Raw genomic sequence first — 14,443 nt, forward strand, 5'->3', positions numbered from 1 at the left:
CACGATGATGGCATCTATGAACAGTGGAGAAAAGATCAAATATCCATATACAAGCAACCACAAGCTACAGCTGAAGACAGCCACATATGGTTTAATACGTGAAAAAAGCCCAGATTCCTAACACTAGGAACTCCGAGCAGATCCGTTGGTATACGTTGTCGGCTCCCCAATTGCAGGCGGAGAACAGAATGTCCCGCCCGCAGTTTTTAAGGGCCAAAGCCAAAATTTTTTCGTTAATAAGGAGCGATCGTCCGAATCGTACCATCTTCGTTATAGATTAACTCCGTATATTTGACACAACGCTTGTGGTTAACGCCTTCGGACAAAGAACTGTCGTGATAAAATAAGTACCATTTGTCTTCGAACTGGACGATGGAGTGATGAGTTGTCCAGCCGATAACCGGAGTTAAGATCGTGCCCTTGAAGGTATACGGTCCCAACGGATTCCGGCTGACGGCGTATACTAATTTATGAGTGGTGCCCGTGGAGTAGGACAAGTAGTACCAGCCATTATATTTGTGTACCCACGGTCCTTCAAAATAACGCCTATCTTCGTCTCCAGAGAGAATCGGGTCGCCATTTTCGTCAACAATCGAAATTTCTAATGGAGCGGTTTGAAATGACAGCATGTCCTCGCTCAGCAGAGCGACCCGAGGACCTATCGCAGGCGCCTCCGCCGCTGGCCCCACCGCTTCCGGCTCGAAAGTACTGGTCTGCCATTTTTCCAATTGGCCGCCCCAAAGACCGCCGAAATACATGTAAGCCCGATTGTCGTCATCAACAAGCACGGCTGGGTCGATACTGAAGCTTTCCTCGATATAAGACGGTTGAGGAAGAAAAGGACCGGCCGGCGATGAGCTGGTCGCCACACCGATTCGAAAAATCCCATCATGATCCCGGGCAGGAAAGTACAAGAAATAGGTGCCGGCCTTAAAAGCAGCATCAGGAGCCCAGAGTTGTTTGGAAGCCCAGGGAATATCTTTTAGATGAAGGACCTGGCCATGGTCGATAACGGGGGAATCGAAGCCATCCATGGATAGAACATGATAATCTTCCATTGCATATTGATCCCCATTGTCATTATCAGTGCCGTCATGATCGAGATCGTGTGACGGGTAGATGTAAATTTTCCCCTCAAATACGTGCGCCGAAGGATCAGCAGTAAAGATATGGGTGACAAGCGGGTGATGAGGTTTCGGTAGATTGTGCATGCTTACGCTCCTCTATTTTATTTATTATGGTTGTTCATTTACTTTTTTTTGTTAATATGCGGCTGATGCAAGCGACATGGATCCTCACAACTTCTTTTTCGTGCCCCCCCCATTTTTGCTTCTCCTTATAGATTTGATTTTCTCTTACACCTTTATTATGAGACCTTGTATGCGATTACAAAATAAATAGATTAAAGATCTATCCCCCATAAATAATGAAAGATACGGGATAACGTATTTAGAACACTTGCATAAAATAGCACCTCCTTGTCAGTTAATTACCAACCGACAAGGAGGCGCTGCTCTTTTAATATTAGTTCACATGTATGTGATTTGGCTTCCGTTGGACCAGCTTTTAATCCGCCATTAAATTTGATTGTTCATGCTGTCCTCGTATCCGATTAATGGCGAAAGCGGAAAACAGCCACTTTTCCCGCGTCTTTAAGCAACTGACAGGAATGAATGTAACCGACTATGTGAACGCTAAACGACTTGTCCGAGCCAAAGAGTTGCTTCTTTCAACGGATGACAACGTCGAAACGGTAGTGGTGCAAAAATTAGAAAAGATAGCAACTACCCGACAAATTGTACGTTAACTATGCCGCTAGACCAAATATTTTATTGACCTTTAATGTAGGTTTCATCAGTTCGGAAGGAATCATTTGTCGACTTTAAATAGGGACGAATTGGATTACATTAGCGGTATGGTGATTATGCCATGATTAAATCATAGCCGGGGGCCGTCACCGTCGCCGGCGTCCGTCGTTTGTTGAACACAGGCTGCCATAAACCATCTATTTCAACTATCAAATAATCACCGCTGGTTGCTATTCAGCCTTTATAGCTCAAATTTACCCGGCAAACTAGAATAGAATTTCCAATTACTTTTATTCTTTCAATGGCATCCTCTCAACAGCTCTGCCTATACCGCTTGTGGCGCCTGTGATCAAAACTGTTTTACCGGTCAAATCCATGAAAATCTCCCTTTCGTCATCCCGTTTTTTTCTTACCGTGTCATCCCTTGACGGCCCCTTCCGTTAAGCCTGCAATAAACTGGCGCTGCATAAACAGATAAAGCAATAAGACAGGGAGCGACGCCAATACTACGAGCGAAAACACATCCTCCCAGTTCGTGCTGTACTGCCCTACGGCGCGGTATATCCCAGTCGTTACCGTATACCCCTTCGTAGAACCGAGCAAAATGATGGGATTCAAAAAATCGTTCCAGATCCAAAGAAACAGGAAGATGATCACAGATGCCGTCGCCGGCCGCAGCAATGGAAAAATGATGGCCCAGAAAATGACAAACGGTCCAGCGCCGTCCATGCGTGCCGACTCATCGAGCTCCTTCGACAACGTGCGTATAAAACCGGTATACACAAACACCGTAAACGGAATGTAAAAACCCATGTAGTAAAGAATCAATCCTTGTGAAGTAAACATCAGTCCAAGTAGGGCGAGTACCTTAACTAAAGGGATGAGGATCACCTGAGGAGGAATCATAAGCCCTGTCAACAAAAGCAAATAAACGTACTTCAAAAAAGGATGACTGCTTCGTGCGGTCACGTACGACATCATCGAACTGATTACAATCAGCAAAACGACCGATACCACAGTAATCGTCACGGATGTGCCGTAAGCCTTAAAAATGTTGAAAGACGGGCTGACGGCGGCATGAGCAAAATTATGAAGCGTCAAACGGCCGAGCGGAAGTCCGGCGGGATTTTGAACAATGTCCTGCCTGTTCTTGAATGAATTAACGACCGTGATATAAAACGGTACCAGCAAGAGCAGAGAAAGCACCATCAGGAACCCATGACGCCATATGTCGTGCAGCCTTGCATCTGATTTCATACGATGCGTTCCTCCCTTCTTCTAAGGTAAACCGTCATAGTTGTCGCTAGTACGCCGACTATGATTAATAAATAGACGGAAAGGCTTGAAGCGTAGCTCAACCGGTTTGCGCTAAATCCTTCCTTTACGATCTGATAGGCGATCGTTTCCGTGGATCCTGCAGGCCCGCCTTGTGTCAGAACGGCAATACGGTCGTACTCCCGCATCATCCCGGTAAACATAAACACAATTCCCATCGTGAAGGATGGCGCCAATAAAGGAAACGTGACGTTGTTGAACTGTGACAAGCGGGAGGCGCCGTCGATGCTCGCGGCATCGTAAAGCTCTTTCGGAATCGTCTGCAGACCAGCAAGGTAAATGACAATAATAAAGCCTGTCGACTGCCATATGGCGATTCCGGCAATCGTTAAGACAGACCATTGCGGATCCCCTAGGAATTGGATTTTTTCGATATCCATCCGCTGCAGCACCGTGTTTAACAATCCGTTATAGTTGATAATGCTTTTCCATATGAATCCGACTGCGACAGGACTGAGCAGCAAAGGAAAGAAAAAAACGGATCGGTAAAAGTTGATCAGCTTCCCCTTTTTATTGAGAAGCACGGCGAATAAAATACCGAACGCATTCACGATAATGGTTGAAATGACGGTGATGAAAAAAGTGACATATAACGCCCGGTGAAATTGTTTGTCTGTAACGCCTTTTACAAAATTGTCAAAGCCGACGAAATTCATCTTGCTATTAATACCGTTCCAATCGAAAAAAGCATAATAAAAGCAGAGGATAATCGGAATGAGCATAAAACAAATATAGATCAGCAGCCCGGGAGCATACATAAGCGAATAGCTCCGTAAGTCATTTCCTTTCATGTCTGTACTTCTCCCTTCGGTGTTCACAGCAAAGGTACATGGGCTCCCATGTACCTTTGCTGCAATGCTTATTGTGTTTGGCTTTATTTTTTATGTGACTCCCAGTACGCATCGAGGGAAGCCATTTGCTCCTGTACCGGCGCATTGCCAAGCAGTAACGTTTGCGCTACTTTGTTGTACTGATCCTGGATCCCGGATACAGGCACGCTTCCGACCTGATTATTATAGTGACCGACCATTTTCCCCACGTTAGCCATTATGCCTGCCAATTCTTTTTGCAGCGGAGTCATATCGTACGTAATCGGTGTCTTCAGGTTGGAGATAAGGGCGTCCGCCTTCAAGAACTCCCTGCCTACCTCCGGATCGAGCATCATGAATTTGGCGAATTTGATCGCAGCATCAGCGTTCTTGGCCGTTTTGGATACTGCGAACTGGCCCTCATTGTCGCCGCCGACCATAAATACTTTGCCGTCTTTCGTCGGAATCGGGAACACGCCCACTTCAAAATCCTTTTTCGCCTTCGCCTCGGCAGCCGTAAACCATACCCCCATCGGATACATGGCTCCATTGCCTTTAAGGAACTCCTGCTCCACATCGGTATATCCGATACTTAATGCCCCTTTGTTGAAGTATCCTTTCTTCACCAAGCCGTCGTAGTAATTGGCGGCCTCGATCCAGTTCGGGTCCGTGAATTTCACTTTGCCGTCATAACGGTCCGTATACCACTTCTGATTGTCTTTGTAAATGGTCGGAGAGGTCATCACGGAAAACGCAAAACCTGCCGTCCAATCTCCGGCCGTGAGAATCGGCGTGAAGCCTTTAGCCTTCAATTTGGTGCTGGTTTCTTCCAGTTCGGCCCATGTCTTAGGAACGCTCGTGACACCGGCATCGGTAAACATCTTTTTGTTATAAAACATCAACGACTGCGGCTGGCGTGTGGCGGAAATGTTGTAGAGCTTGCCGTTAATCATCGAGGAATCGTAATTATTAATTTGTTTGATGTCATCATCGATCGGTATTTCATGCAGCGCATCCGCATCGAAAAACAGCTGGATGGTCCCATTCTGGATCACATCGGGGAAATCCCCTGCCGCGAGCAGCGTTTTTAAATAGTTGTCCGGAGACCCTTCGTTGGCCGGCGGCTCAATGCGCTTGACTTTGATGCCCGGATTTTTTTCTTGAAACTTCTTGATCGCATTATCATAAAACGCGGCCGTCAAATTCGGCGTGATCCAGGATTGATAAGTGATTTCCACAGCCTGTTTGTCGGCGTTCTGTTTCCCTTGCGGCGTGCTGCTCGGACTATTACCGCCTCCTCCTGCCACATTCTGAGAGCCGTTTCCGCAACCTGCGGTGAATACGGTCAAACCCAGTGTGACGGTAAACAGCCTTTTCAAAAGCTTGTTCATTCGGTTTTCCCCCTTGACAAAACATTATGATTGTTTGCATTCTAATTATATAGATTTAGAAGCTATTGGAACCAGTGGAATAACTAAACATTAACTTGACTAATTAAACCGATTTGAAGGTGATGCCCCATGGTTAGGCTGATGTATAGAAAATATATCGGCAGACACGTATTCCGAAAGCTCAATGTCCGAATCGGAATTTCGCTCCTTTGCGTATTTGTGCTGATCGGCTTTTTGACTAACTCTCGGTTTTACGATCTACTGGAGAAAGGGGAAAAAGAGCAGCTAGACGTACGAGTGCAAAGAATCGCGGACCAATTTCGCGGAGTGCTGGATCAATTCAAACGCGAGACCACGGCGTTATATCCGGGAAATTCCCAAACCGTTGGCACTTACGAGCATTTTTTACCGGGTAATGTTCCGACCTCACCCAAGACCGTTCTGGAAGAAAGCCAATATTTTTCCAGCCTCATGTCTATACTGTTAAACCGAATTCCTGCCGCTTCAAGCGTCCTTTTTTACCGCGTCAATGATTCTAAGCTGTTTTACAAACCAAGAAACACGGCTAACGGCTTAAGCGAGCGGTTTGAATACCAAAACTTCTTTTCCGCGATGCCGAAAAACTATCAGTATCCCCTAGTCGGCAAACTGAACGGATTAATGAACAACGAAGATCAGCCGGTTATTTATATCGTAAATCCAATCTTCGATTTTCAAAGCATTCATCCGAATAAGGCCTATGGATACTTCGTCATATGCCTGGATCGGGACATGCTGCTTGGCTTGTTTGATTCCAGATACGATACGTTAAACCGTTTAATTATTTATCAAAAAGAGCAAATTTTGTTTGACAGCTTTCCATCACAGCCGATTCCGAAGATGAACAGCCCATTCTATTTGCAGCAATCTCTCGCTTTTAGTTCCAACGATTTGCAACTGATCGGCCTAAAGGACAAATCGATCATTCATGCGAATTTATCGTCGATTACGTACTCCATCGTTGAAACGCTCATTGCTGCCTGGATTGTTTGCATCTTGTTGATTTACGGAATTCAGCGAATTGTGATTCAACGATTGAAGCTCCTATCGCAGCAGTTCAAAAAGGTACAGGCCAATCCGTTCACCAAACCGATCCAATTGAAGGGCGACGACGAATTTACCGAATTGTTGGAACGCTTCGACCGGATGACACTCCAAGTACAGCAGCACATCAACCAATTTTACGTATCCGATATCAAGCGCAGAAATGCCGAATATTACGCGTTAAAAATGCAAATTAACCCGCACTTTCTTTACAACACGCTCGAATCGCTGCGCATGCAGGCTTTGATCTTAGGTCATCGGCCTTTGAGCGAAAAGCTGTATAATCTAGGGAGGCTGTATCGTTGGATTCTAAAATCGGGGGTCGATACCGTAACGATTCAGGAGGAAATTCAATATACCGAGCATTACCTCGATTTATTTATGACAGGCAAATCGAATTCGATCGAACTCACGCTTGATACGGAATTCGATATCTCCCGCCTTACCATGCTAAAATTCAGTCTGCAGCCTCTTGTTGAAAACGCTTTAGTTCACGGCAACCTGGACAGCGTGACTGGCCCCCGGATTCATATTCGCATTGAGGTCCGGGAAGAAAGCAATGAATTATCCATCGACATCCATAACAACGGGAAAGGCTTGCCTCATGAAGACCAGGACAAATTGAACGAAATCCTCAACAGATATGACTCGCTTCAGCAGCATCACATTGGCTTAAAGAACGTGCATGACCGCATACGCGCTTTCTACGGCAGTCCCTACGGAGTCGTAGTACTAAGGACCAATCCGCAAGAAGGATTCGGCATCGGCATGAAACTACCAATTTATCATGAGAGCAGGGAACAACATGACCAAACTATTAATCGTGGATGACGACGAATTTATCCGTACCGGCATCGGTCATCTTGTGGATTGGAGTGAGCTCGGGGTGGAGCTCGCCGGTTTCGCCAAGAGCGGCAATGAAGCTTACGCCGTGTTCCTAGAAAAGCAGCCCGAAATTATTTTGACCGACATCAAAATGCCCGACGGAGACGGCTTGGAGCTGATCGAGAAAATTCGGCAAAAGGACTGGGGTACGCATATTGTCGTATTAAGCGGCTATGATGACTTCAACTATGTGCGGCAGGCGATGAAATTTCAGGTCGAAGATTATTTGCTGAAGCCGGTCGATGCCGACGAGCTGATCGAAATTGTGAAAAGCTGCTTGAACGACTTGGAGTCTGTGCGAGCTAACGAGAAAGCGGAGAAAGAATCGTTTCAACTGCTCCGCAACAATTTGCTGAACCGCTGGGTGGAAAACCGCATCGATGAAGAGCAGCTGAAAGATAAATTGGGCTTCTTCCAAATAGATTTACGGCAATACGGTTCCTATCAGACGGCCGTTGTTCATTGGACCGATTTGCGCGAGCCGGAAATCAACGAAAGTGAAAAGCAGTTTCGGTCGTTCGCTATCCACAACAGCTTAGAAGAAGCGATGCGCGACGAAGATAAAGGTCTATGCTTTCTTAATGCAGACAAGCGAATTGTTTGTATATTCATGGGGCCTCCGGGCGAAGGAGCCTCGTTTACCGACAATAATAATCGATGGCTGCAGGAGAAAGCCAAGCAAATCTCATCGCTGTTAAAGACACCGTTTTACGCCGCAATGGGCTCCGTCTCCGTCAATGTACAAACCGTTCACTGTTCCTATAAAGAAGCAGTACGCGTTCTGCATGTTCTGCCGTTAACGGGGCCATCCCTTTGCGTAGACTCACGCTATACGGACGAGGCTAGTGGAGGATTGCCCAGTCTCACCGAACGTGAAAGTATTATATCCAGCTTAATTTCCGGCGGCTCCGAACAATGGGCAGCATCATTCGACGTCGATTTCCGCTGGTCGGCTCTTCAGGACGATCCGTTCTCGGCAGCCAAGTACGTGGCAGCTAAATGGATTGTTCTGATTCGCCAAACCGTACAGCAATTGAAGCTCCATTTGCAGGGCCCGTTCCTCGAGGCCGAACTGTACAGCCGATTGTCCGAAAAACACAATTTGCCGGAGATTAAACTATATCTTCTTTCCATTCTGCAGCAATTGGAAAAGGCGATCCATCAACACATCCATAGAAAAAGAAACCCCCTGGTGGACGAGCTCGTTTCCCACATCCACAATCATTACGACCAGGAAATGTCGCTGCAGATGCTAGCCCATAAAATGAACGTCAACAACATTTATTTGGGCCGCCTGTTCAAAGAGGAGCTCAGCATGCTGTTCAGCGACTACCTGACACAGATCCGAATGGAGGAAGCCAAGAAGCTGTTGCGTGAATCTCATTTAAAAGCATCGGAAGTCGCTTATAAGGTCGGCTTTACCGATCCGAATTACTTTTTCCGCAAGTTTAAGCAGCTCAACAGCTTGTCTCCTTCGGAATATCGCAAGCTCCACTGAACCAGCCTGCCCTCATAAAAAAACGCCCGTTTAAAGCCATTTCACTGGCTAAAAACGGGCATTTTTCTTTTTTTAGAAGTACGTCATTACTATTGCAGGAGCTCCTGATTGCGGGAATTTTTACCGCTCCGATGCCTATTTGGACCAGAGGTTGATCAGGAATTGGGCATCCGCCGCCAGGACGTTGCTTGCCTGTTCGCTGATGTTATCCTGATTGGTCTTGCGGTCTAGATGTTTTACGAAGTTGCCCATATGTTGAATAGCCTGCTTTAAACCACCTTTATTGAACTGATGCTCGGCCTGCTCGAGGCTGTTCGTCACCTGTGAAACAAGCGGTCCTCTCACTTCCCCGTTGGCTGCATAACGAGTGAGGAGCTGCTTAATCGATGCAAGGCTCGGGACAACATTGAAGGAAATATGTGCTTCCGTTGCATTCCCTGCTTGATCCACCGAGACAACATGGATACGGTGCGTTCCGGGCTTGCCTGCGAAATCAATAGTTTGCCCTGGCTGATAAACTCTATCGTCTACTGTCGATACCGTTGTGGAGACTCCCGACAGTTCATCCTCGACCAGGACCTGGAACGAAATCGCATCGGCATCTTCAAACGAGGTTCCTTCCGTTAAAGCCTCTCCATTCAGAAGCACTTTGATCCTTGGGCCAGTTTGATCCACACGTAGAGCCTCTTTTTGCACATCTTCCACATTTCCGGCTTTATCGACGGAACGGTATTTAACTTCGTAAACGCCCTCACCGAAAACAACGGGAGATTGATATCGTACGAATCCATCCGTTTGCTGCGGCTGTGTACCGTATGCTGCTTGGGTTACCGTTACGCTATATTCCGTTCTGTCAATTCCGGAAAGATCGTCCCTGGCCTCAAGCTGGAGAACAGCATCCGAAGTATACCAGCCGTTCTGCTGAGCCCCTTCCCATATCGCGGTGGTAACAGGCCTTTGGTCGTCATTGCTCTGCGCTTCTTTAAAAGTAAATACACTGAAATCATAAACACTGCCTCCGTTGCCACTTGAATCGGTTATATTCATACGAATATATCTGGCTGAGACTGCAGCACCCATACGATCCTCATTTATCTGTTTTGTAGTGGCTGATCTCGTTTTGTCAGCATACGTTGTCCAATTATTACCATCTTTAGAGTACTCAATTTTGTATTTGTATCCTGAGTTTAACTCAAACACGGTATTTGTACCTGTTATATCGTATTCTTTACCAAGATCGACCTTCAACCACGGAGACGTTGTTAAGCCTTCCTGCTGAGCCCATCTAGTGCTTGGATCTCCATCTACAGCAAATAATGGGTTTTTGCTCTGTGACGATGCTGTAACCAATTTACTCAATGCAATATTTATTTCTTTACCGCTTATTTCCGTCACGCTTATCTCTAAATTGCTGTTTTCACCTGAACTGAACTCAAAAGTCAGATTGTTTTTTCCTTCACCTAGCGTTGCAAGATAGGAGCGATGAATAATGACCTTGTTTCCTAAAACGCTATAGTCTGTATCGGGCTTCAGGTAAAGTGATCTATTTTTGATACCTGTTAGCGTATTTCCTTGAAGATCCATTTCAACGGCTACATCGGACTGTTTATTCGGATCCTTGTTAAATGCAGCTGTTGTAATATTAATGCTTGAACTAGTACCTTTCAGTTTACCAAAAACACTAAACTCATATATGCTCGGACCCAACATATAAAGCGCCTTAATCCTCATGAATCTTGCTGTTATAGCGTTATCGTTTTGATCCTGATAGGTTTGCTGTGTGGTTTCGCTTCCTGTTCTATCCGCATAAGTCTGCCAATTCACTCCATCCATGGAATGCTCTATTTTGTACTTATATCCACTAGGAAGTTCAAACATTGTGGTAACAAAATTAACGGAGTAAACACCCTGTAAATCAACCATAAACCAGCCTTCCGTATTCCATATCCCCTCTTGTTGCGCCCATCTTGTCGATTTGTTCCCGTCAACCGCTAAGGCAGGCTCCAAGCTTTGCGATGAGGCAGTTACCGACTTGTTAAGAGCAACATTGATTGATCCGTCATCTTGAATGACATTTACCTTCAAGACAGGATCTACTCCTGTTGCAAAATCGAACGTCAGGCTATTTACTCCATTTGGCAGTGTACGTAGATAGGATTTATTGATTAATACCTGATCCCAGAATAATACGTAGTCCTGATCAGGGATCAAGTAAACCTCCCCGTTCTTGATTCCTACCAGATTCCCGCCGTTTAATACCATCTTTACCTGAATGTCATCTTGCCTTAATGGATTCTTATCGAAGGTAACTTCATTCCGTTGAATTAGTGAATTTGCTTCAGGAAAAGTACCGCCTTCCCCAGCATACACACTGAATTCGTAGATGCTTCCTCCCCAATCATGTGTCATTGTGATTCGCATATAACGCGCCATTACATTTTTTACATCCTGATTTGTCTGTTGATTTGTCGCATTCGCTGTTTTGTCAGCAAACATCCCCCATGTATTCCCGTCAGTCGAGTATTCTATTTTATATTTGTAGCCTGTGTTTAACTCAAACATCGTACTTGTAGATGCAATGGAATATACATCCCCCAGGTCTACCGTCAACCACTGGGAATCGGTTCTTCCTTCCTCCTGCGCCCATCTCGTACTGGTATCACCATCCACCGCGAATGCCGGATCTTTGCTTTGAGAGAATGCCGTTACTGGTTTCTTTAAAGCTAGATTTACAAGCTCTTTAGGTACTGGAAGCGGAGCTTTTCCCGGACCTGCTGCTGCCATAATGTCCAGCGCTTCCTGCGGCCAGTTATTACCTGCAACACTAATATTTCCATACGCAGTGCTTGAAGAATTTACCCCGCCAAAATCAACATTGTAATAATTATACCTGATGATATTATCATGCGCAGATCCTGAGAAAGCATGTTCAGTATTATCAATCACATTTCGCTCAACCATCCTATAACTCGTTCGTCCATCCATATAGACACCCATAATATTGTTCCAGGCAGCATACTGGCCTTGCCGCATATTTTTTATATAGTTATGGTAAATGTTTGATTTTCCATCCATTCTACCCAGTGTGTAGATGCCTCCGCCATCCTGTATAAGCTTTACTGAATCATGAACATAATTGTTATGCACCTGATTGTTCGTCATTCCATGGTCTACATCAGACCAGTTCCACCCTATACTAATACCGGAATACGGCAAGTTGCTGATCTCATTATTTGCAATAGTCATATGTTGAGGCAGCATTGCTCCGATCCCAACCATATCCCCGTAATCTAGTGCAACATGATCAATGGTGTTGTGTGTAATGGTATCATATTGGCTTTGCCCATCAGGCAGGGTATAGGAAGGATCTTGTCCTTCGTTATCGTCCCACAGATCGCCGACAATACCCATAGCCACTCCGCCCCCGGCATTATCAATAAATTTGTTCCAGGTAATTAAGGTGTGGTCGGTACCCTCGTATCCCATAATCCCCCAGCTTCCTGCATACTGGAATGTATTGTGAGCAATAGTGATATTGCTTGCATATTTTAACTCAAGCATAGCCTTAGAAGCTGTATAACGGGCTGTACTCCTAATTTCTGCATTATTGCCGCCAGTGACGGACTGATATCTGATCCCTGCCTGGACGTCTACATATCCATTGCTCGACGGTGCCAGCCAATTGCTGTGCATGAATTTAATTCCCGAGAATTGTATATTATGAACTTTATTTCCTTGACTTCCTTCAAAATTTACAACTGTCTCTAGCTTAGGAGCAATTATTCGAGTGGCATTCATTGTTTCACTGCTTCTAGGCTTGTAATATACCGTTTCTTCAGCAGGATTAAGATACCATTCTCCTTCTGCATCAAGTAAAGATAAATCGTTTTCAAAGAAATATGGCGAATTTCCCTGGCTATGATGATTATATGAAAACCCGCTTTCAGGGTATTTAAAATCTACCTTGCCCGTTGTTTCGTTAATGCTGTCAATTCGCCCGCGTACTTGACTCCAGCTCTGCACAATGACCATTTCAGCCGATGTTCCGCTTAATTTGCTTGCCCATGAACGTGCATCCACATCAATAACATAGGGATACTCTCCGTTCTGCGCCCTGTAATATGGACCTTTGGTCGCCTCATCAGTCATATTGGGCTGCCTTGCCCGAATCCCCCGATTGTCACCGGTATACAGCTGTCTAAAATTCCAATTTACACCTGTCTTTTTATATATGTTTTTAACACTGTCGTATAATTCCCAGCCTGTACTAATGTCGACACCGCCGCTAATGACAGGACTTGCTCCTGCATCAGCCGTATATATAATGTTGTGTCCGTTATTCCCAGAATCTAAGCTGTCAAATGTCAAAGTCTTATCTAAGAAATATTCACCATCCTTCAAATAAACATAAATATCTTTTGTCATTACGCCGTTAATTTCACGTACAGCCTGTCTAGCCTTTTCTATTGTCCTAAATGGCAAATCAGAAGTTCCATTATTATTGTCATCTCCCAGCGGCGATACATAAAAGCTCATCTGTGTAGCAGCTTGAACTGGTTGGATCGTACCTGACATGAATAAGCTTGTGAACATCATGTATATTGCTGTTATTAAAGCCACTCTTCTTTTCACAGACATACTCCTCCTTGGTTTTTTTGGGTAATCGCTCCCTTTTATTATCAATTAATTTATATTCATCATCTACAGTAAAAACTTAACTTTTTGTGGAAAAACTATACCACTTTCTCAATAGCTGTATGCGACATGACCACACCGTTTATTCCTTCGGCGAGCCTTTCGTCAGTCCCGAAATAAACCGCCGCCGGAATCGGAAGATTGAGTAATATACTCGGCACAAATTTGTTGGGTGACAAATAACTTTTTGAAGTACTATCTGTATTTCAGTACACCCTATCTTCCAATCACAAAAGTTCAAATCAACAAAGTCAACTTTATTATTTTTGATCAATGCCTTGCTCGTTTTGAATTAAATCAATTTGGAAATGGAACTTTTGAATCGGATTTATAATTCACTACCTTTATTATTGGTTTCAACGACTAAAACACATGTAATCCCCCTCCAATGGCGATCTTAAAGTCTATACGCTGACTGACTCGGATGAATGGGAATCTAACGATTGGGGCCGGATGAGGTTTGGCATTGGTACGATGCGGATTTCTCACGATTAAAAGGAGCTAATGAGGAGTAGGGTGGTGAATGTGTTAAAACCACACACTTTATGAATTACAAAACCGTCAGACTCCGAAAAATTAGTATTGGTATGATCCCAGAAATCAAAATAGCGGCTGTAAAGGACAAGAAAAAGTCCTAGACAGCCGCTGTTTTATTGAACTATCGTTATCCGTAATCTACTTTAGGAGACAAGGTCATCTTACCGTCTGGTAAACGAGACCGATTGCTCCAGACTCAAAGGTCTTGTTTTCGATAAGTTTAAGATAGGAGGGATCCAAAGCGTTTGTCGGCTCGTCAAGAATCAGCAGCTCCGGATGATGGAGTAAAGCTCGGGCAATACCTAATCTTTGCTTCATTCCAAGAGAGAAGTTCTTCACTTTTTTGTTACGACTTTCTAGCAAACCTACTTGCGCTAACGATTCTTCCATGCATTCTTTATT

8 protein-coding genes and 1 pseudogene are annotated in these 14,443 nt (G+C 44.8%); 3 read left to right on the forward strand and 6 right to left on the reverse strand.

Annotated elements, in window-relative coordinates; genetic code table 11:
• Positions 1-233 precede the first annotated feature (233 nt).
• Entirely contained in the window at positions 234-1,211 is a 978-nt protein-coding gene (locus AC58U0_RS15240; RefSeq protein WP_497379787.1) for a glycoside hydrolase family 43 protein, read from the reverse strand.
• A 404-nt stretch (positions 1,212-1,615) separates the two neighbouring features.
• Between AC58U0_RS15240 and AC58U0_RS15245 the strand changes: the two genes are divergently transcribed.
• Positions 1,616-1,807 carry a helix-turn-helix domain-containing protein gene (locus AC58U0_RS15245; protein WP_497379788.1) on the forward strand — a complete coding sequence of 64 codons (192 nt, stop codon included), beginning with the start codon at positions 1,616-1,618 and terminating at the stop codon, positions 1,805-1,807.
• Positions 1,808-2,225: 418 nt separating this feature from the next.
• On the opposite strand, the gene AC58U0_RS15250 is transcribed toward AC58U0_RS15245, so the two are convergent.
• The 3 genes from AC58U0_RS15250 to AC58U0_RS15260 form a co-directional block, all read right to left on the reverse strand.
• Positions 2,226-3,065 (reverse strand): carbohydrate ABC transporter permease, encoded by an 840-nt coding sequence (locus tag AC58U0_RS15250; RefSeq protein WP_497379789.1) that lies wholly within the window; start codon positions 3,063-3,065, stop codon positions 2,226-2,228.
• Positions 3,062-3,934: a carbohydrate ABC transporter permease gene (locus tag AC58U0_RS15255; RefSeq protein ID WP_497379790.1), complete on the reverse strand. Its 873-nt coding sequence runs from the start codon at positions 3,932-3,934 to the stop codon at positions 3,062-3,064. The genes AC58U0_RS15250 and AC58U0_RS15255 overlap by 4 nt, the downstream gene beginning before the upstream one ends.
• 83 nt (positions 3,935-4,017) lie before the next feature.
• Positions 4,018-5,343 (reverse strand): ABC transporter substrate-binding protein, encoded by a 1,326-nt coding sequence (locus AC58U0_RS15260; protein ID WP_497379792.1) that lies wholly within the window; start codon positions 5,341-5,343, stop codon positions 4,018-4,020.
• Positions 5,344-5,472: 129 nt separating this feature from the next.
• Here AC58U0_RS15260 and AC58U0_RS15265 point away from each other — a divergent pair, with 129 nt between their 5' ends.
• Together AC58U0_RS15265 and AC58U0_RS15270 are read left to right on the forward strand one after the other, a co-directional pair.
• Complete coding sequence (locus AC58U0_RS15265; RefSeq protein ID WP_497379793.1) at positions 5,473-7,257, forward strand: sensor histidine kinase; 1,785 nt, start codon at positions 5,473-5,475, stop codon at positions 7,255-7,257.
• Positions 7,232-8,809 (forward strand): response regulator, encoded by a 1,578-nt coding sequence (locus tag AC58U0_RS15270; RefSeq protein ID WP_497379794.1) that lies wholly within the window; start codon positions 7,232-7,234, stop codon positions 8,807-8,809. The genes AC58U0_RS15265 and AC58U0_RS15270 overlap by 26 nt, the downstream gene beginning before the upstream one ends.
• Before the next feature lie 135 nt (positions 8,810-8,944).
• Here AC58U0_RS15270 and AC58U0_RS15275 read toward each other — a convergent pair whose 3' ends face one another.
• Together AC58U0_RS15275 and AC58U0_RS15280 are read right to left on the reverse strand one after the other, a co-directional pair.
• On the reverse strand, positions 8,945-13,441 hold the full coding sequence (locus AC58U0_RS15275) for a discoidin domain-containing protein (protein ID WP_497379796.1): 4,497 nt from the start codon (positions 13,439-13,441) through the stop codon (positions 8,945-8,947).
• A gap of 813 nt (positions 13,442-14,254) precedes the next feature.
• Positions 14,255-14,440 (reverse strand): annotated as a pseudogene (locus AC58U0_RS15280) (ATP-binding cassette domain-containing protein); the annotation flags it as partial.
• Positions 14,441-14,443 lie beyond the last annotated feature (3 nt).

The sequence above is a fragment of the Paenibacillus sp. J31P190 genome (genome assembly GCF_059692075.1).

Coding starts and splice junctions, on each gene's coding strand:
- AC58U0_RS15255 (WP_497379790.1), bottom strand. CDS start 3,934: ATGAAAGGAAATGACTTACGGAGCTATTCGCTTATGTATGCTCCCGGG.
- AC58U0_RS15250 (WP_497379789.1), bottom strand. CDS start 3,065: ATGAAATCAGATGCAAGGCTGCACGACATATGGCGTCATGGGTTCCTG.
- AC58U0_RS15260 (WP_497379792.1), bottom strand. CDS start 5,343: ATGAACAAGCTTTTGAAAAGGCTGTTTACCGTCACACTGGGTTTGACC.
- AC58U0_RS15240 (WP_497379787.1), bottom strand. CDS start 1,211: ATGCACAATCTACCGAAACCTCATCACCCGCTTGTCACCCATATCTTT.
- AC58U0_RS15245 (WP_497379788.1), top strand. CDS start 1,616: ATGGCGAAAGCGGAAAACAGCCACTTTTCCCGCGTCTTTAAGCAACTG.
- AC58U0_RS15265 (WP_497379793.1), top strand. CDS start 5,473: ATGGTTAGGCTGATGTATAGAAAATATATCGGCAGACACGTATTCCGA.
- AC58U0_RS15270 (WP_497379794.1), top strand. CDS start 7,232: ATGACCAAACTATTAATCGTGGATGACGACGAATTTATCCGTACCGGC.